Below are 17,724 nucleotides of genomic sequence, written 5' to 3'. Positions count from 1 at the left end.
CGTCAGGCCTTCGTGGGCGCGTGCGCGTGACCGGTCCGGTCGCTCAGTACCCGCACGAACGCCCCGATGGCCGCCGCCTGGATGAGTACCGAGGCGATGAGCGCCACGTAGCCGAAGGCGGACGACGAGGCGAACGAGTCGCCTATCAGCGATCCGCCGGCGAAGAAGAGGAAGACGGTCGGCGCCGCGAGGAAGAACAGCCAGACACCCGCGAACGACGCGTCCTCGTGGTGCACGAACAGGGTGTCGACGGCGACGAGGACCGCTGTGGCGGCGACGGCCGCGAGATAGATCCGGGAGGCCCGGTTGCCGTAGATCAGCCGGGCGGGGCCCTGGGCGAGCCGGGCCAGTGCGTTCAGGCGTCCTGACTTCATGGTGCGTTCTCCCGTGTCGGTTGGATGCCTCCATCGTGGGACGGGCCGAACTGATGTGCCTGAGTACCGCTACTCATCCTGTGTGGTGTGCCGAGCGGGCCGGACCGTCCGAGGGGACGCCTGCCCGGACCTGGCCGGCTGAGACATCCGCCGGGACATCCGCCGGGACGCCTGTCGGGACATCCGCCGGGACCGACAGCGGCGCGGCGGCTCCCGTCGGCTCGTGCGCCGAGACGTTACGCGCGGAGTACGCGATGAGCGCCGCGGCGGCGGCCAGCAGGGCGACCGTGGTCAGCGCGACGGGCAGCGAGAGCCAGTCGGCGAGGAAGCCGATCGCGGGCGGTCCCAGCAGCATGCCCCCGTATCCCAGCGTGGACGCGGCGGCGACACCGCTCGGGCCCGCGAGCGCACCGGCCCTGGCGACGGCGACCGGAAATATGTTGGCCAGGCCGAGTCCGGTGATCGCGAAGCCGAGCAGTGCGAGCCAGGTCGTCGGCGCGAGCGCCCCGAGCAGCATGCCGAGCGCGGCGAGCACCCCGCCGGCGACCAGGGTGCGGGTCTGGCCGAGCCGTTCGAGCAGGGCCGTACCGGACAGGCGGCCGACCGTCATGGCGAGGGCGAAGAGCGAGTACCCGGCGGCGGCGAGCCCCGGGTGGGCGTGCAGGTCCTGGGCGAGGTGCAAGGCGCCCCAGTCGGCGAGAGCGCCTTCTCCGTACGCGGTGCACAGCGCGATCACCCCGAAGAGGACGACCAGCCCGCGCGTGCGCCGGTCGAGTCGCCGAGGGGCCGCCGCGCCCTTCGGGCCGTCCTCCACGGCGGGCGGGAGTGCGGGGGCCGGATCTGTAGCCACGGGCGCGGGCGCGGGCACCGAGTGGCGCAGCAGCGAGGGCCCGGCGAGCGCCGTGAAGACCAGGCCGACGCCGGTGAGGGCGAGGAGGTGCGTCGACGCGGAGAGACTGCCGGCCACCAGCCCGCCGAGTCCCGCGCCCGCCATGCCGCCCAGGCTGAACGCGGCGTGGAAGCTCGACATCACGGGACGGCGCATCGCGGCGACGAGATCGACGGCCGCGCTGTTCATCGAGACGTTGAGCGAGCCGTACGCGGCGCCAAAAGCGAGCAGCACCAGGCCCAGCGTCAGCGCCGAGTGCGTCTGCGCGGGAAGCGCGATGCTCAGCGCCAGCAGCAGCGAGCTGACCACGGTCACCGGGTGACTGCCGAACCTCCTGCACATCCGCCCCGTGAACATCATCGTCACCACGGCACCGGCGGAGACCCCGAGGAGGGCCAGACCGAGGTCGCTCGCCGACGCGCCGGTCTGCTCCTTGATGGCGGGGATACGGACGACCCAGCCGGCGAAGAGGAAGCCGTCCAGGGCGAAGAACAAGGTCAGAGTGGTACGGAGGCGTGTGAGCCCGGCCCGTGAGGGGTCGGTGGCGGGATCTCCGCGACGACCTCCCGACAGGACCGTACGGAGTTTGTTTAGAATCGGCACAAAAGAAGGATAGGGGCTCCGGACCGATCCGTACAAGGCGACGGTTCACGGGCGGGATCATGGGAGACTCACCCATATGAACGGCAAGGCAACGACGACCCGCACACGACTGGAGAGAGGCCGCGGCGCGCTGGGCCCCGCACTCGAACTGGTGCACACAGGCCGCGCGCCCACCCGGGCCGTGCTCACGTCGGAACTGGGCGTCACCCGCGCGACGGCCGGCGCCGTCGCCGCCGAACTGGAAGCGCTCGGGCTGATCCGGGTCGACTCCCGCCCCGGCGCGGCGGCCGGCTCCCAGGGCCGCCCCTCGCACCGCCTCGCCGTCGACGACACCGGCCCCGTCGTCCTCGCGGCCCAGGTCCACGCCGACGGCTTCCGCGCCGCCCTGGTCGCACTCGGCGGCCGTACCGTCGCCACGGCACCCGGCTGTGTCACGGTCTCGTCCGACCCCGCCCAGGTGCTCGGCGAGGTCGTCGCCGAGGGCGCCGCGCTGCTGCGCGAGAGCGGCCGGCGCTGTGTCGGCGCCGGACTCGCAGTCCCCTCGGCCGTCGCCGAACCGGAGGGCACCGCGCTCAACCCGCTCCATATCGCCTGGCCGGCGGGCGCCCCCGTACGGGACCTCTTCGTCGAGCAGGTACGCGCCGCCGGCATCGAGGGCCCCGCCTTCACTGGCAACGACGTCAACCTGGCGGCCCTCGCCGAACACCGGCACGGCGCGGGGCGCGGGGCCACCCAACTCCTCTGCGTCGCCACCGGACATCGCGGCGTCGGCGGCGCGCTCGTCGTGGACGGCCGGCTGCACACGGGCAGTTCGGGACTGGCTCTCGAAGTCGGCCATCTGACCGTGAACCCCGAGGGCAGGCCCTGCCACTGCGGCAGCCGGGGCTGTCTCGACGTCGAGACCGACCCGCTGGCGTTCCTCGACGCGGCCGGCCGGGACCCCGGCCCCGAGGTGTCGCTGCTGGAGCAGTCGCGGGACCTGCTCCGTACGGAGTACGCCGACCGCTCCGTACGGGCGGCGGCCGAGGAACTGATCGACCGGCTCGGACTCGGTCTCGCCGGACTCGTCAACATCCTCAACCCGGACCGCGTCATCCTCGGCGGTCTGCACCGTGAACTGCTCGACGCCGACCCCGCCCGGCTGCGCGCCGTCGTCGCCGACCGCAGTCTGTGGGGGCGCAGCGGAAGCGTCCCGATCCTCGCGTGCGCGCTCGACCACAACAGCCTGGTCGGCGCCGCCGAACTGGCCTGGCAGCCGGTCCTGGACGACCCTCTGGCCGCACTGACCTGACCCGGGGCCCGCCTGCCCCGACCGCGCCCCCGGCTCCGGCCCGGCGACGACCCGGCGCACCCGCCACCCGTCCGGCCGCACCACCGACGGTTCACCACCCCATCGCGGGTAGGTCACCACCCATGACCGAGAAGCCGTCCGGTGCGGAAAGCCCTCCGCCGCCCCCGCCGCGCTGGTTCCGGCGCCTCGACCGGTGGCTGCGGGCCTCGCCGCTCGGGCTCGCCTGGAGCCGTGGGCGCGACATGGAGCTGATGCACCGGTCCATGGGTTTCGCGGCGCTCGGCTTCCTCACGCTCGTCCCGGTGCTGGTCCTCGTCGCTGCGGCCGAACCCGCCAGCGGCCAGGGCTTCGCGCGCTGGCTCGGCCAGGCGATCGGTGTCAGCCAGGAGTCGCAGACGCAGGTCGAGCGGCTGTTCGGGGTACCGGACACGGCGCTCCAGCGCACCACCGCGTTCGGTCTCGCCGCGCTCGCCGTCTTCGGTCTGACCTTCGGCTCAGCCGTACAGACCGGCTACGAGAAGGTCTGGGACCTGCCCACCGCGCGCTGGCACACCTTGTGGCGCCATGTCATCTTCCTCGCCCTGCTGGTCCTCGCACTGCTCGGCTTCACCAACACCCCCAGCCCCGACGAGCCCGTCATCGGACCCCTCGTGGTCATCGTGCTGGACGTCATCGGCACGTTCCTGTTCTTCTGGATCTCCCAGCGCCTGCTGCTGGGCGGGCGCGTCCGCTGGATCGCGCTGCTGCCCGGCGCCGCGGCCACCGCGATCGGCATGCTCGGCCTGCGGGGCTTCTCGCAGATCGTCTTCTCGCCGCTGATCGCCTCCAGCGCCGTCACGTACGGCCCTTTCGGTACCGTCCTGGTCCTCCAGTCCTGGCTCGTCGGCGTCGGAGTCGTCGTCTACGGAGGCGCGCTCGTCGGCCGCCTCGCCCACGAGGGCCGGGTCTTCCGCCGGCTGAAGGACCTCGACGAGGACTGAACGCGCCAGGGCCGGACCTGGGCCCGGCCGCCCCGTCGGCAGCGCCCTCGGGAGCAGCGCCGCCGGGCCCGCGTACTCCCCGGGAGGTACCCGTACTGCCGCTGGCCGTACGACGACCCGGACCCCCTCCCGGCACGACTCTCGGAAGCGACACAGAAGTCGTGGGATCACGAGATCCACGAATTTCACGAGAGTCGCGAACCGAGGAGTCGATCAGGATGAACCCCCTTGCGCACAGTGGCGGACCCGGCCCCTGGATCCTGCTGTTCCCGCTCGTCTGGGCAGCCGTGATCGTCGGCGGCGTCACCCTCCTGCGCCGCACCACCCGGCAGGGGCGCCGGGGCGGACCCCCGTGGCGGTCCGGCGACTTCGGCCGGGACGCACGGGACGCACGGGACACACGAGACCCCCGCGATCCGTCCGACCCGCAGTCGCCGATCGCGATGCTGGGCCGGCGGTTCGCCTCCGGTGAGATCGAGGAGGACGAGTACTGGCGTCGGCTCTCCGTCCTGGACGAGCAGTTCGGCCGTACGGGCAATGGCGGTGCGGCGTGACCACCACGACCACGGCGGCCACCACCACCGCCAACGCCGCCCGCGTCGTCGACGCCGTGAAGGTCTACGGCAGGGGCGACACGGAGGTGAGGGCCCTGGACGGGGTGAGCGTCGATTTCCCGGTCGGCCGCTTCGTCGCGATCATGGGGCCCTCGGGCTCCGGCAAGTCCACGCTCATGCACTGCGCCGCCGGACTCGACACCCTCACCTCCGGCTCCGCGCTCATCGGCGACACCGACCTGAGCACGCTCGACGACCGCCGGCTCACCCTGCTGCGCCGCGAGCGCGTGGGCTTCGTCTTCCAGGCCTTCAACCTCATACCGACCCTCACCGTCGCCGAGAACATCACCCTCCCGACGGACCTCGCGGGAGCCGCGCGGGACGAGGAGTGGTACGACGCCCTCGTCGACGTCGTCGGTCTGCGTGACCGCCTGCACCACCGGCCCGGCGAGCTCTCCGGCGGCCAGCAGCAGCGCGTCGCGGTGGCCCGCGCCTTCGCGGGCAGCCCCGACGTCGTCTTCGCGGACGAGCCCACCGGCAATCTCGACTCCCGCTCGGGCGAGGAGGTCCTGCGGCTGCTGGGCGGCACGGTGCGCCGTACGCGTCGCACCGTCGTGATGGTCACGCACGACCCGGTCGCCGCCGCCCACGCGGACGAGGTCGTCTTCCTGGCGGACGGACGCCTGGTGGACCGGATGCCGGACCCGACGGCCGAGCGGGTGCTCGACCGGCTGAAGGACTTCGACAGCAGGACGTTCGGCGCGCCCGCAGGAGGTACGTCCACGGTCGGCGCGTCCTCGGGCGGTACGTCCGCGAGCGGCGCTTCCCCGGGCGGTACGTCCGCAGGAGGTACGTCCGCGAGTGGCGGCCCGAGTGGCGGCGCCGGCGGTACGGCGGCCGGCCCGGTGGTGCGCTCATGAGCGGGACCCGCGCCTCGTTGCGTATCAGCGTCTCCTCCCTCCGCGCGCACAAGCGCCGCTTCGCCGGCACCTTCACCGCCGTCCTGCTCGGCGTCGCCTTCCTGACGGGCACCCTCGTCATGGGCGACACCCTGCGCGGCAGCTTCGACACCATGTTCGGCGAGGCGGCGGGCGGCACCGACGCCGTCGTCCGCGGCGCGAACGTCGTGACCGTGCCCGGCGACTCGCTCGGCACCCGTGAGCCGGTCGACACCGCCCTGATCGAGAGGATCGAGCGGGTCCCCGGTGTCGCGGCCGTCGCACCCAAGATCGAAGGTGCCGGACAGCTCGTCGGCTCCGACGGCGAGCCCGTCGGCGGCCAGGGCCCGCCCACCGTCGCCGGCAACTGGATCGACGACGACCAGCTCAACCCGTACCGGCTCGCCGACGGCCGGCTGCCCGCGAGGACCGGCGAGGTCGTGCTCAACCGCGGTGCCGCCGAGGCCGGCAAGCTGAGGATCGGCGACACCACCGTGCTGCGCACGCCCGATCCCGTACGGGTGACGATCGTCGGCCTCGCGACCTTCGGCGGCGAGGACGGCATGGCGCAGGTCACCTACACGGGCATGACCAGGGCCGACGCGGAGAAGTACCTCACCCCGAAACCGGGCGAGGCGGCGAGCATCCAGGTGCGCGCCGGCCCCGGCACCGGCCAGGAGGAACTGGTGGAGTCCCTCGGCGCGGTCCTGCCGTCCGGCGTGGAGGCGATCACCGGACAGGAGTCCGCCGACGAGAACCAGGAGATGATCTCCGGTCAGTTCCTGAGCCTGTTCACCACGCTGCTCCTCGTCTTCTCCGGCATCGTGCTGCTCGTCGCCGTCTTCTCCATCCACAACACCTTCGCCATCGTGGTGGCCCAGCGCACCCGTGAGAACGCCCTGCTGCGGGCCCTCGGCGCCTCCCGCCGCCAGGTCGTGGGCGCCACGCTCGCCGAGGCGAGCGTCGTCGCGCTGGTCGCGTCGGCCGCGGGCCTGCTCGGCGGCATCGGTATCGCCGCCGGGCTCGGTGCCCTCTTCCCGGTCATCGGATTCCCCTTCCCGGAGGGGCCGTTGGTGATCAGCGCGCTCTCCATGCTGCTGCCGCTCGCCGTCGGCGTGGTCGTCTGTCTCGGCTCGGCCCTCCTGCCCGCCGTACGCGCCGGGCGCACGGCACCGCTGGCGGCGCTGCGCGAGACGGCCGTGGACGACTCGGGCGCCTCCAGGACCAGGGCCGTCGTCGGTACGGTGCTGGGCCTGGCCGGCCTCGGCACCATCCTGGTCGGCGTCCTCGCCGCCCCCTCCGTCCTCCTCGCGGGAGCGGGAGCCGTCCTCGCCCTCGCCGCGTTCGTGGTGCTCGGGCCGGTGGCCGCCTCGGCCGCCGTACGGCTCCTGGGCGGGCCCCTGGACCGGCTGCGCGGCATCTCGGGCGCCCTGGCCAAGCGCAACGCCCTGCGCAGCCCCAAGCGCACGGCGGCGACCGCCACCGCGCTGATGATCGGTGTCGCCGTGGTGTCCCTCTTCACCGTCTTCGGCGCCTCGCTGAAGGCGACGATGGACCAGACGGTGTCACGTTCCTTCGCGGGAGACCTCGCCATCAGCGTGCCCGCGTTCGGCGGCGGAGGCAGCGGGCTGAGCCCCAGGCTCACGCCCGCCCTGGCCGAACTCCCCGAAGTGGGCTCGGCCGTGGGGCTCGGCAGGGGAGTGGCCGAGGTCGACGGGGACGGCCGTCAGCTGACCGTCACCGATCCGGCCGCGCTCGCCAAGGGCTTCGATCTCGGGCCGGTGGACGGCTCGTTCGACGGATTCGGCAGCAAGGACATCGCCGTGTCGCGGGCGGGGGCCGACGACCGGAAGCTGCGCACGGGCGGTACGACCCAACTCACCTTCACCGACGGCCGGAAGGAGACTTTCACGGTCAAGACGGTCTACGAGCGGTCCGAACTCGCGGGCGACTACGTCATCACCCGCGCGGCCTGGGCCCCGCACCGTACCCAGGACGCCGACACGCTCGTCTCCGTCACCTTCGCGGACGGCGTGCCCACCGCCGACGCGACGGCCGCCGTGGAGAAGGCGGCGGCGCCGTTCGGGAATCCGGAGGTGCAGACGCGCGACGAGTACGCGGAGACCTCCGCGGGAGCCATCGACATGATGCTCACGCTGATCTACGCGCTGCTCGCCCTCGCCGTCGTCATCGCGCTCCTGGGCATCGCCAACACCCTCACCCTCGCCGTCCACGAACGCACGCGGGAACTGGGCCTGTTGCGCGCGGTCGGCCAGACCAGGGCGCAACTGCGGGCCATGGTCCGCTGGGAGTCCGTACTGGTGGCCGCCTTCGGTACGGCGGGCGGACTGGCGCTCGGCGGGCTGCTCGGCTGGGTCGTCGTCAAGGCGTCGGAGGGCGCGGGAGACACCGCGTTCGCCTTCGCCGTGCCGCCGGCGCAGCTGGTGCTCGTCGGGGTGGTCGGGCTGACGGCCGGCGCGATCGCCGGCTGGCGGCCCGCGCGCAGGGCGGCACGGCTGGACGTACTGCGCGCCATCGCCACCGAGTGACACGGTCCCCCGGGCCGTGGCGGACCCCCGCCCGGTCAGCCGACGACGGCTGACCGGGCGGCGGTGTGGTCGCGCTTCCCGGCCACGGTCCGGATGCCGGCGAAGGGGCTGTCCGCGAAGGAGGACCCCAGGAAGGAAGCGCCGGGGAACGGCCCGTCGGTCGTCGCGCCGTACAGCGGGTTCCGGGGCGGAGCGTCGCCCGCCGGGGCGGGCAGGGTGAACCAGATGACCTTCCCCGCGTCACCCTCCGCGCGCACACCCCAGCTCTCGCTGACCGCCTCGATCAGGGCGAGCCCGCGCCCGCACACATCGAGCGGATCGGCCTCCTTGATGGTCGGCAGGCGTGGGTCGTGGTCGTGGACCGCGACCGTCAGCCGGTCGAGCAGCAGTCGGATGTCGACGGTGCACATCTTGTCCGGCTGTGCGTGCCGGTGGACGTTGGTCAGCAGCTCGGTCACGCCGAGCGCGGCTTGGTCGATGAGTGGGTCGAGCTGCCAGTAGCGCAGTTGCGCAGAAACGATTCTGCGGACCTGGCGGATCCGCGACGGCAGGGCCTGGAGCTCCACCGTGCACTGCCTGTTCGGCTGGCTGATCACGGCTGCGACTCCCCGATTGAGGTCCGGAGGAAGGCATGGGATCACATCCAGCAGCTCACTCGCGAGGCTCGCTGCTGTCGTGCCCGGTGGGGCTGGATCGCAGCGTCACCACCGGTTCACCCTGAGTGATGTACACCAGAGTGAACCATGTGGTACGGGACCGCAACTCGCGGCTCCCGGCGTCAGGTCTTCGCCGCGCCCGCCCTCCGCACGGCCTCCAGGAACCGCCCGGCCAGCAGCCGTCCCTCCGGCCTGCGGCCGGCCCTGCCCATGGTCAGCCGGTAGCGGGTGCCGTTCACCGTCGCCACCGTGCTGTCGTCGCCGCGGAACCACGGCTTCTCCGCCTGTACCGCCCGTAGCGGCGCGCTGTCGATGACCCGCCCGTAACTGGTCAGAAGCGCCAGTCTGCCGTCCTGGATGAGGACCCGGCCCGCTTTGGTGAGCGAGCGCGGCCAGCGCTCTATCTCGACGCCGCTGGCACTGAACTCCGGTTCCGCCATGGCTGATCCGCCCCCTTCGTGCTACTCCCTGTAGGAAGTCTGCACAACTCGTCGCGTGGACGCCAGAGCGACTTCCCCGGAGATCTCCGAAGACGCGTCGACAGCCCGTCCGCGGCGCGTCCGGGGTGCCTCCGAAACCGCGCCCGGCCCCCGCCCGGCCCTTGCCCCAAGGCGTGGCTATGGATACCCAAAGGCATGGTTTGCGCAGGTCGAGGGCTTATCGTGGCGCGGGACCGGAGCGGGCGGGCGTACGCGGACCCGGCCAGAGGCGGGACGAAGGGCGGCGCGCATGACGGAGCGGCAGCAGACCATCGACGTAGACCGCGGGGACCCCGCGTACCGCGCCTGGCTCAAGGAGGCCGTACGCAAGGTACAGGCCGATGCCAACCGCTCGGCCGACACCCACCTCCTGCTCTTCCCGCTGCCCGAGCGGTGGGGCATCGACCTGTACATGAAGGACGAGTCCACCCACCCGACCGGGAGCCTCAAGCACCGCCTCGCCCGCTCGCTGTTCCTGTACGGGCTCTGCAACGGCTGGATCCGCCCCGGTAAGCCCGTCATCGAGGCGTCCAGCGGGTCGACCGCGGTGTCGGAGGCGTACTTCGCGAAGCTGATCGGCGTCCCGTTCATCGCCGTCATGCCGCGCACCACCAGTCCCGAGAAGTGCCGGCTCATCGAATTCCACGGCGGGCGCTGCCACTTCGTGGACGACTCGCGCAGGATGTACGAGGAGTCGGCCGGCCTCGCCGCGGAGACCGGCGGGCACTACATGGACCAGTTCACCTACGCGGAGCGGGCCACCGACTGGCGGGGCAACAACAACATCGCCGAATCGATGTACCAGCAGCTGCGGTTGGAGCGCTACCCGGAACCCGCGTGGATCGTGGCGACCGCCGGCACCGGCGGTACGTCGGCGACCATCGCCCGCTATGTGCGCTACATGCAGTACGACACCATGATCTGCGTCCCGGACCCGGAGAACTCCTGTTTCTTCGACGGCTGGACCCGCCAGGATCCCCAGGCGTCCGGTGACCGCGGTTCCCGGATCGAGGGCATCGGCAGACCCCGGATGGAACCGAGCTTCGTGACCGGCGCCATCGACCGGATGATGAAGGTCCCGGACGCGGCGAGCATCGCCGCCGTACGCGTGCTGGAGCACAACATCGGCCGGAAGGCGGGCGGTTCGACCGGCACCGGGCTGTGGAGCGCGCTGAAGATCGTCTCCGAGATGGTCGCCGAGGGCCGCAGGGGCAGTGTGGTGACCCTGATCTGCGACCCGGGCGAGCGCTATCTCGACAAGTACTACTCCGACGACTGGCTGGCCGCGCAGGGCATCGACATCGCGCCCTACACCGGAACGATCGAGCGCTTCCTGCGGAGCGGGGACTGGCAGAGCTGACGAGCGTCGTCCCCGCCCCCGGCTCGGATCAGCGGGCCGACGGCGCGGCCAGCCGACGGTCCAGCCGGCGCATGGACACGGTGAACGTGCGCGCCAGTCCCGGGCGGGACGCCTTGAGCAGGAGCAGGAAGGGCCTGCTGCCGTCCGCCGCGAACGTCCAGCTCACGCGGGTGCCGCCGCCGGCCGGCGTCAGCCGCCAGTCCTCGACCCCGGCCAGCGGCCCGGGCGTGGTCGAGGTGTCGACGCGGTAGGTGTAGCGGGTGTCCGGCTCGGCGCGGAGGATCGTCTCGGTGAACCTCCCGCCCATCCGCAGACGGACCTCACGACCGCCGGGCGTCGGCCGTGCCGCGCTCACGGCGGTGAACCAACGGGGCCAGGCCTCGGTCTCGTCGGCCAGCGCCCGGTAGACGGCCCCGGGCGGCGCGGCCAGCTCGCCGCTGAACACCAGGCGCACGGGCGCGGACTCGGCGAACCCGGCGTCGACGGGACGCAGCTGACGGACGGTCATGAACATCACGTCCCAAGGAGGCTGACGGAGAGTCGTAACGGCGGAGCATACTCGCCGACCGAATCGGCGCTGCCTCCGGCCCCGGGTCGGCGCACTCACGACGCGAGCGGTGCCTCCGGCCCGGAGTCAGCTCTCCCGGACGCGCAGAAGCCCGTCCACCACCCGGCCGAAGACGACACGTCCCGCCCGTGCGACCACACCGTCGAGGAAGCGGGGGAGGAAGGCGACACGCAGCTCCTCCGACCAGCGGACCAGCGTCCGATCGCCGTCCTCAGGGCCCGTCCGCGCCACCTCGATCTCGGCCCAGCCCGTGATCACCCTGCCGCGCTTCTCCAGCCGGCAGTGGCCGGGGCGCCCCTCCGCGGGCGGCTCCCAGCGCACGACCTCCATCGGGTCGTCGAACCGCAGCCGCCCCACGCCCGTTCGCGCCACGAACACCGTCCCCGTCCCGGTCGGACCCGGCGTCTCCACCAGTATCCGCGTCAACGGGACCCGGCGGCCGTGCGCCGGCCAGTCGGTGACCCGTCGCCAGGCCTCCTCGGGCGGCAGCGGCGTACGGCGGGCGAGGGAGAAGACGGTCACCGGTCACCCGATTCCCCGGCGACCACCAGACCGGGAAGGTGTTCGATGATCTCCTCGCGCACCTCGGGCGACAGCCCCGCGTCCGTGACCAGGGTGTCGACCTGGTCCAGCGTCGCGAACGAACTCAGGCCCACCGTCCCCCACTTGGTGTGGTCCGCCACGACCACCACCCGGCGCGCCGACCGCACGAAACGGCGGTTGGTCTCCGCCTCGGCCAGATTCGGAGTGGAGAGACCGGCCTCGGCGGAGATCCCGTGCACCCCGAGGAACAGCACGTCGAAGTGGAGCGAGCGGATCGCCTGGTCGGCGACCGGGCCGACCAGCGAGTCCGACGGTGTACGGACACCGCCCGTGAGCACGACGGTGGCGGCGCCCGCGCGCTGACCGCCCGACGTACCGGCGGGCTGCGCGGCGTGGAACACGTCGGCGACCCGCACCGAGTTCGTCACCACCGTCAGATCGGGCACGTCCAGCAGATGGTGCGCCAGCGCGTACGTGGTCGTCCCGCCCGACAGGGCGATCGCCCGGCCGGGCACCGCCATGGCCGCCGCGGTCCGCGCGATGTCCTCCTTGGCGCTCAGCTCCAGCTCCGACTTGGCCTCGAAGCCCGGTTCGTGGGTGCTCGCCTCGACCACGGGGACGGCGCCGCCGTGCACCTTCTCGATGACGCCGAGCCGGGCGAGCGCGTCGAGGTCCCTGCGGACCGTCATGTCGGAGACGTTGAGCTTGCGCGTCAGTTCGTTGACGCGGATACCGCCGCGCCGGCGTACCTCGTCGAGGATCAGGGCTCGGCGCTGTTCCGCGAGGAGGTTCTGGTTGTCGCTCACCACCGGGGCCTGTCCTTCCACGTCGGCGTCGTGCGCGGCCGCCGTACACAGCTGATCATCAGGGTTCCTCATCCTCCCACGCTGTTGGGCCCCGTACGCAGGTGTCGGCCCGCCCCGGCCCGGGGAGAGTCGCTGGGGGCGGACACCGCCCGACGGCGTGTGCCGGGCGCGACCACCCCACACGCCCTGGACGCCGGCTGAGAGCGAGTCATCGACGTGTCCCCTGAGCCCACCGCCGACCGCGGCGGAGGCGCCGCGCTCGAACTGCTGGTCCACGGAGTGGGCGGCGCCACCCCGCAGGCGATGCTGGCCGATCCGTACACCGTCCGGATCACCGGCGACGAGACGGCGGCCATCCACCGGCGTCCCGACGACGTGGACGCCGAGGCACACCCCGAGCGGTACGAGGACGGGCCGGTGCCCGAGGCGTACTGCTGGTCCAACCTCACCTCCGGCAACGCAGGCCGGGCCCTGTGGCTGCTGCTGCTTCCCTTCATGGTCGTCAACCTCGCGCACTGGATGCGCCCGGCGACCAACGGACTCGCCCGGACCCAGCGGCTCTACGGGCTGCTCGTGCGGCTGCTCGCCCTCACGCTCACGGTGCTGCTGACCGCCGCCGTCTGCGAGGTCGCCCTCGATCTGGTGGCCTGGCAGTGCGCGGGCTCCGCCGGCTGCGCGGACGACCGGTCCTGGCTGGGCTTCCTGTCGGCCACGGGCGACGGCTGGTGGACCCAGCCCGGCCGTAGGCTCGCGCTCGCCGCACTCGTACCGGCCGCGCTGGTGGGCCTCCTGTGGTATCTCTCCAACCGGACCTGGAGCGCCTACGAGGCCCAGCGCCCGCCGACCGACGGCGCCCCGGGCGGTCTCCGCCCCGAGCCCGGCGCCGACGCCCCGACGGCCACCAGTGCGGACGCCGCCCCCGCGACGGACCCCTACCGCCCCGCACTCGCCAGGCCCGGCTTCTGGTACGGCCGCAGGCTCGTCGCGCGCCTGCGCGCCGCGCACACCGCCGCCGGATTCCTCACCGTCGCGGCCGCCGTCACCGGCGCCGCCGCCCGCTACGACCGGGGCGCCCCGAGCGCCACCCGGGAGATCGTCGGCTGGCTGCTCCAGGCAACTCTGGCCACCGGCGCGCTCGTTGTGATCTGGGTGGTGTGCAGCAGAGGGCGCAGCGAACGCAAGAGCGACGGCACGCTCGACAGGGCGCTCATCACCCGGCTGCCGTCCGTCTCGCTGGCCCTGGTCGGGGTCTCGGTGGTGTACGCCGCCTGGTCCCGCCCCGACTGGGTCTCCTCCGGCACCCTGCCCGGCTCCGTCACCTTCCCCGTGCTGGTGATAGCCCAGGCCGTTCTCGTCGTCGCTCTCGCGGCGGCGGCGTTCGCCCTGCACCGCCGCGCCCCGCACGAGCGGATCGTGCTCCAGGGCCTCGGCGGCCCCGCCGTCGCCATGCTGGCCTGCGCCCTCGGCGGCGTGATGACCGGTGGCGTGGCCCAGCGTGTCGCCGACTGGCTCGACGGACCCGGCACGCCGGGCATGGGGGAGGGGGTCATCGCCGGACCGCCGGTGCTGCTGAGCTGGCAGGCCGCCGTCATCCCCGTCCTGCTGGTGCTGCTGGTGATCCCCGTCGTCGTCCTGGCCGTCCGCACCGTGCGCACCGGCCGCCGTCTGGCGCCCCTCGTGGAGGCGGAGTACGCGCCCCGGGGGTCGAAGGTCACCCCGGACCCCGCCCGCAGCCGGCAGATCGCCGGGGCCCGCGCCCGCGCCCGGCTCACCGACGCGGTGCCCTGGCTGGTCGGACTCGTCTCCGGCGCCACACTCGTGCTCGGCGCAGGCGCCGTCGTCGGCGCCTGGCTGAGCGGGGACGTGCCCGGCCGGGCCGCCGAGGGCGGACCCGCGCCGATCCAGTCGATCGCCGACACCGCGCAGGCGCTCGGCTCCTGGCTGATCGGCTTCGGCTTCATACTCTTCGTCACCTGGGGCCGGCGCGCCTACCGCGACGCCTCCGCCCGGCGCACCATCGGCATCCTCTGGGACGTCGGCACCTTCTGGCCACGCGCCTCGCACCCCTTCGCGCCGCCCTGCTACGCGGAACGCGCCGTACCGGACCTCACCTGGCGCATGGCCTCCTGGACCGCCCGCACCGGCGGACGCCTCGTCATCTCCGGCCATTCGCAGGGCAGCGTGCTGGCCGCCGCCGCGGTCTGGCAGCTGCCCGAGAGCACCCGCCACCAAGTGGCGCTGCTGACCTACGGATCACCGCTGGAGCGGCTGTACGGCCGCTGGTTCCCCGCCTACTTCGGCGCCGCGCCGCTCCGTGACCTGGACAGGGAGGTGCACTGCTGGCGCAATCTGTGGCGCGCCACCGACCCGATCGGCGGCCCGGTGCGGCTCGACGCCGGAGACGGACCGGCCGTGGACCAGGAGCCCCTCAAGGACCCGCTCGCCTACGGCCGTACGGCGCGCCATCCGCTGCCCGAAGCGATCCTCGGCCACTCCAAGTACCAGGACGATCCCGTCTTCGCCGAGGAACGCGCCGCACTGCTCGACCGGTTGCCGCCCGCACTGCCGGCGCAGCGCCACGGCGGCACCTCGGACGGGATGGGCGGGCCGCGCGGAGAGGCGGCGGATCAGGGGAGTTCGGGCAGATCGTCCGCGTAGAGCAGCGTCAGGTCGTCCGTGCTGGTCTCCGGCAGCTGGGCGACCCTGCTCGCGTGCTGTTCCACCATCGACTCGAACGTCTGACGCGCGGTACGGCCGTTGCCGAACGCCGGCCCCTTGGGCAGCACGGCGAAGTACTTGAGCAGGGCCTCGGCCGTGCCCGCGCCCAGCCGGTACTCGTGCTCCTCGGCCTGCTGCTCCACGATCCGCAGCAGCTCGTCCGCCTCGTAGTCGTCGAAGGTGATGGTGCGTGAGAAACGGGACGCCACACCGGGGTTGACGGCCAGGAACCGCTCCATCTCCACCGTGTACCCGGCGACGATCACCACCACCGCCTCCCGGTGGTCCTCCATCAGCTTCACCAGCGTGTCGATGGCCTCACGGCCGAAGTCGCGCCCCGAGTCCTCGGGCGACAGCGCGTACGCCTCGTCGATGAACAGCACACCGCCGCGCGCCCGGTCGAAGGCCTCCTGCGTACGGATCGCGGTGGAGCCGATGTGCTCGCCCACCAGATCCACCCGGGAGACCTCCACGAGATGACCGCGCTCCAGCACCCCGAGCGAGGCCAGGATCTCGCCGTAGAGCCTGGCCACCGTCGTCTTGCCGGTGCCGGGGGAGCCGGTGAAGACCAGATGGCGGCGGGCGGAGGCGGCCTTGAGCCCGGCCTGCTGCCTGCGCCTGCCGACCTCGATCATGTTGGTGAGGGCCCGGACCTCGCGCTTGACGCTCTCCAGCCCGACCAGCGCGTCCAGTTCACCGAGGACCTTGCCCGGCTCCCGTACCGGCTTGGCCGGCGGCGCCTCCGGCACGGCCGTGGCGCCCTGGGCCGGGACCGCGCCCAGCAGCCCGGTCGTCTGGGTGGCGGTCAGCGCGGCCGTCGGCTGCGGGGGCGCGACCAGCACACCGCTCTCGTCGCTGGTGCAGTCCTCCACGGTCGGCCCGGGGCCTTCGGCGCCCGACGTGCCGCCCTCGGGGAACTCGTACCCCCCGCGCGCGCAACGCTCGGTGCGGCAGCGCGTCAGTGTCGTACGGCAGCCGTCCATCACATGGAAGCCGTAACCGCCGCTGCCCGTCACCCGGCAGTCGTGGAAGGTGCCCCGGCCCTCGGCGGAGACGTAGAAACCGGCCTCGGCGGGCGAGGTGATCGTGCAGCGCTCGATGGTGGGGTCGGCGCCCTTGGTGACGATGACACCGGTCTGCACACCGTCGATGGTGCAGGAGTTGAGCGTGCCGCCGCTCCCGTGGTCCCGGAACCAGGCGCCGGTCGCGGCCTCCCGGATACGGCAGTCGTCGAGCTGCGCGGTGGCGCCGTCGCTCACCGACACGGCGGTGTTGCGGACCTGGGAGAGATCGCTGTCCACGACGTCCGCGCGCGATCCCCGGTCGAGGACGAACAGCGCGTCCGGCACGTCGTGCACGCGGCACGAGTCGAGGACCACCGTCGCCCCGTCGCTCACCCAGACCGCCGGGTAGTCGCCCGTACTGTCATGTATCTCGCACTGGTTGGCGTCCACCCGGGTGCCCGGGTCCCAGACCGACAGCCCGTTACGGCCGAAGCGCCGCACCGTGGAGCGGGTCAGCGTCAGCACGGAACGGGAGCGCAGATCGACCGCGTTCTCCGGGATGTCGTGGATGTCGCAGTCGGAGAGCGTCAGCACCGCGTCGGTGTCGAGCGTGATGCCGTCCGCCGATGTGCGGTGCACGCTGGAGTCGGTGAGATGGGCCGCCGCGCGTGAGGCGATCTGCACGCCGGTGCCCTTGATCTCGTACACCTCGCAGCCGACGGCCTCCAGACCGCTGCCCTCGCCGGTGACGGTCAGTCCACCGCCCGACGCGTGGTGGATCCGGCACCGTTCGAGCCGGGGATGCGCCCCGCCGCGTACGGAGACGCCCGACTGCCCGGCCGCGACCACCTCGCAGTCCTCGAAGACCCCGCCGGCGCCGTCGAGTACGGCCACACCGACCCCGGCCGGGTTGTCGACGGTGCAGCGGCGGACGGTGGGACGCGCGGCGCCGCGCACCTCGATCCCGGCGGCCGAGCGGGTGACGATCCGCAGATCCGTCAGCTCCGGGGTGCCGTCCTCCACGAGCAGCGCGGGGGCGGTGCTGTCCTGGCCCTCCACATGCAGGTCATGGACGGTCGCGGAGGCGCGCACCGTGAGCGGCACGCCGTCCGGCGGAGCGATCCGCACCGAGCCCGACGAACCCTCGGGCCCGCGCAGCGTGACGGCGCGCGTGACGACGAGGTTCTCCCGGTAGGTCCCCGGCGCGACGGTGAGTATGTCGCCGTCGCCCGCGGCCTCCAGGGCCGCGCCGAGGGAGGCGTACTCGCCGGTACGGCGGCGCCAACGCGAGGTGCCGGTGTGCGTCACCTGGACGGTGCCCTGTGCCATGGTGTTGTTCTGTCCCCACCTCGTGCGCCTGCGCGTCTGTGCCGACCGGACCCGCTGAGGGGCCAACTCAAGGAAGTCCCGGT

At 72.9% G+C, this 17,724-nt stretch carries 14 protein-coding genes and 1 pseudogene; 7 read left to right on the top strand and 8 right to left on the bottom strand.

Annotation, left to right across the window (positions count from 1 at the left end):
• Positions 1–2: 2 nt before the first annotated feature.
• Together ACFWU9_RS29235 and ACFWU9_RS29230 are read right to left on the bottom strand one after the other, a co-directional pair.
• Entirely contained in the window at positions 3–374 is a 372-nt protein-coding gene (locus tag ACFWU9_RS29235) for an SCO4225 family membrane protein (RefSeq protein WP_384323662.1), read from the bottom strand.
• 73 nt (positions 375–447) lie between these two features.
• Positions 448–1,866: an MFS transporter gene (locus ACFWU9_RS29230; protein WP_384323659.1), complete on the bottom strand. Its 1,419-nt coding sequence runs from the start codon at positions 1,864–1,866 to the stop codon at positions 448–450.
• 76 nt (positions 1,867–1,942) lie between these two features.
• On the opposite strand from ACFWU9_RS29230, the gene ACFWU9_RS29225 reads away from it, so the two are divergent.
• The 5 genes and pseudogenes from ACFWU9_RS29225 to ACFWU9_RS29205 all read left to right on the top strand — a co-directional run bounded on the left by ACFWU9_RS29225 (position 1,943) and on the right by ACFWU9_RS29205 (position 8,178).
• Positions 1,943–3,157, top strand: a complete 1,215-nt coding sequence (locus tag ACFWU9_RS29225; protein WP_384323657.1) for an ROK family protein — start codon at positions 1,943–1,945, stop codon at positions 3,155–3,157.
• A gap of 122 nt (positions 3,158–3,279) precedes the next feature.
• Positions 3,280–4,137, top strand: a complete 858-nt coding sequence (locus ACFWU9_RS29220; RefSeq protein ID WP_384323655.1) for a YhjD/YihY/BrkB family envelope integrity protein — start codon at positions 3,280–3,282, stop codon at positions 4,135–4,137.
• 218 nt (positions 4,138–4,355) lie between these two features.
• Positions 4,356–4,691 carry an SHOCT domain-containing protein gene (locus tag ACFWU9_RS29215; protein ID WP_384323654.1) on the top strand — a complete coding sequence of 112 codons (336 nt, stop codon included), beginning with the start codon at positions 4,356–4,358 and terminating at the stop codon, positions 4,689–4,691.
• Positions 4,688–5,437: pseudogene (locus tag ACFWU9_RS29210) on the top strand (ABC transporter ATP-binding protein); the annotation flags it as partial. The gene ACFWU9_RS29215 and the pseudogene ACFWU9_RS29210, both read left to right, overlap by 4 nt.
• A gap of 170 nt (positions 5,438–5,607) precedes the next feature.
• Positions 5,608–8,178 (top strand): ABC transporter permease, encoded by a 2,571-nt coding sequence (locus ACFWU9_RS29205; RefSeq protein ID WP_384323652.1) that lies wholly within the window; start codon positions 5,608–5,610, stop codon positions 8,176–8,178.
• Between the two features lie 35 nt (positions 8,179–8,213).
• On the opposite strand, the gene ACFWU9_RS29200 is transcribed toward ACFWU9_RS29205, so the two are convergent.
• Positions 8,214–8,774 (bottom strand): ATP-binding protein, encoded by a 561-nt coding sequence (locus ACFWU9_RS29200; RefSeq protein ID WP_384323650.1) that lies wholly within the window; start codon positions 8,772–8,774, stop codon positions 8,214–8,216.
• Between the two features lie 182 nt (positions 8,775–8,956).
• Positions 8,957–9,274 (bottom strand): hypothetical protein, encoded by a 318-nt coding sequence (locus ACFWU9_RS29195; protein ID WP_384323648.1) that lies wholly within the window; start codon positions 9,272–9,274, stop codon positions 8,957–8,959.
• 289 nt (positions 9,275–9,563) lie between these two features.
• Here ACFWU9_RS29195 and ACFWU9_RS29190 point away from each other — a divergent pair, with 289 nt between their 5' ends.
• Positions 9,564–10,673, top strand: a complete 1,110-nt coding sequence (locus ACFWU9_RS29190; protein ID WP_384323646.1) for a PLP-dependent cysteine synthase family protein — start codon at positions 9,564–9,566, stop codon at positions 10,671–10,673.
• 28 nt (positions 10,674–10,701) lie between these two features.
• Here ACFWU9_RS29190 and ACFWU9_RS29185 read toward each other — a convergent pair whose 3' ends face one another.
• From ACFWU9_RS29185 to ACFWU9_RS29175, 3 genes are all read right to left on the bottom strand, one after another.
• Positions 10,702–11,181 carry an SRPBCC family protein gene (locus tag ACFWU9_RS29185; protein ID WP_384323644.1) on the bottom strand — a complete coding sequence of 160 codons (480 nt, stop codon included), beginning with the start codon at positions 11,179–11,181 and terminating at the stop codon, positions 10,702–10,704.
• A gap of 126 nt (positions 11,182–11,307) precedes the next feature.
• Positions 11,308–11,763 carry an SRPBCC family protein gene (locus ACFWU9_RS29180; RefSeq protein ID WP_384323641.1) on the bottom strand — a complete coding sequence of 152 codons (456 nt, stop codon included), beginning with the start codon at positions 11,761–11,763 and terminating at the stop codon, positions 11,308–11,310.
• Complete coding sequence (locus tag ACFWU9_RS29175) at positions 11,760–12,590, bottom strand: DeoR/GlpR family DNA-binding transcription regulator (RefSeq protein WP_384323705.1); 831 nt, start codon at positions 12,588–12,590, stop codon at positions 11,760–11,762. The genes ACFWU9_RS29180 and ACFWU9_RS29175 overlap by 4 nt, the downstream gene beginning before the upstream one ends.
• Before the next feature lie 216 nt (positions 12,591–12,806).
• Between ACFWU9_RS29175 and ACFWU9_RS29170 the strand changes: the two genes are divergently transcribed.
• Positions 12,807–15,248, top strand: coding sequence for a hypothetical protein (locus tag ACFWU9_RS29170; protein WP_384323639.1), 2,442 nt, complete (start codon positions 12,807–12,809; stop codon positions 15,246–15,248).
• Here the strand turns inward: ACFWU9_RS29170 and ACFWU9_RS29165 are convergent.
• On the bottom strand, positions 15,218–17,641 hold the full coding sequence (locus ACFWU9_RS29165; RefSeq protein ID WP_384323637.1) for a right-handed parallel beta-helix repeat-containing protein: 2,424 nt from the start codon (positions 17,639–17,641) through the stop codon (positions 15,218–15,220). The two genes, ACFWU9_RS29170 and ACFWU9_RS29165, sit on opposite strands and share 31 nt — an antisense overlap.
• Between the last annotated feature and the right edge of the window lie 83 nt (positions 17,642–17,724).

It is taken from the genome of Streptomyces sp. NPDC058653, assembly GCF_042716895.1.
Taxonomy (GTDB): domain Bacteria; phylum Actinomycetota; class Actinomycetes; order Streptomycetales; family Streptomycetaceae; genus Streptomyces.
The sequence above is the reverse complement of the archived record's forward strand: the minus strand, read 5'-3'. Positions and strand labels throughout refer to the sequence as shown.

Coding starts and splice junctions, on each gene's coding strand:
- ACFWU9_RS29235 (WP_384323662.1), bottom strand. CDS start 374: ATGAAGTCAGGACGCCTGAACGCACTGGCCCGGCTCGCCCAGGGCCCC.
- ACFWU9_RS29225 (WP_384323657.1), top strand. CDS start 1,943: ATGAACGGCAAGGCAACGACGACCCGCACACGACTGGAGAGAGGCCGC.
- ACFWU9_RS29220 (WP_384323655.1), top strand. CDS start 3,280: ATGACCGAGAAGCCGTCCGGTGCGGAAAGCCCTCCGCCGCCCCCGCCG.
- ACFWU9_RS29215 (WP_384323654.1), top strand. CDS start 4,356: ATGAACCCCCTTGCGCACAGTGGCGGACCCGGCCCCTGGATCCTGCTG.
- ACFWU9_RS29205 (WP_384323652.1), top strand. CDS start 5,608: ATGAGCGGGACCCGCGCCTCGTTGCGTATCAGCGTCTCCTCCCTCCGC.
- ACFWU9_RS29195 (WP_384323648.1), bottom strand. CDS start 9,274: ATGGCGGAACCGGAGTTCAGTGCCAGCGGCGTCGAGATAGAGCGCTGG.
- ACFWU9_RS29190 (WP_384323646.1), top strand. CDS start 9,564: ATGACGGAGCGGCAGCAGACCATCGACGTAGACCGCGGGGACCCCGCG.
- ACFWU9_RS29185 (WP_384323644.1), bottom strand. CDS start 11,181: ATGACCGTCCGTCAGCTGCGTCCCGTCGACGCCGGGTTCGCCGAGTCC.
- ACFWU9_RS29165 (WP_384323637.1), bottom strand. CDS start 17,641: ATGGCACAGGGCACCGTCCAGGTGACGCACACCGGCACCTCGCGTTGG.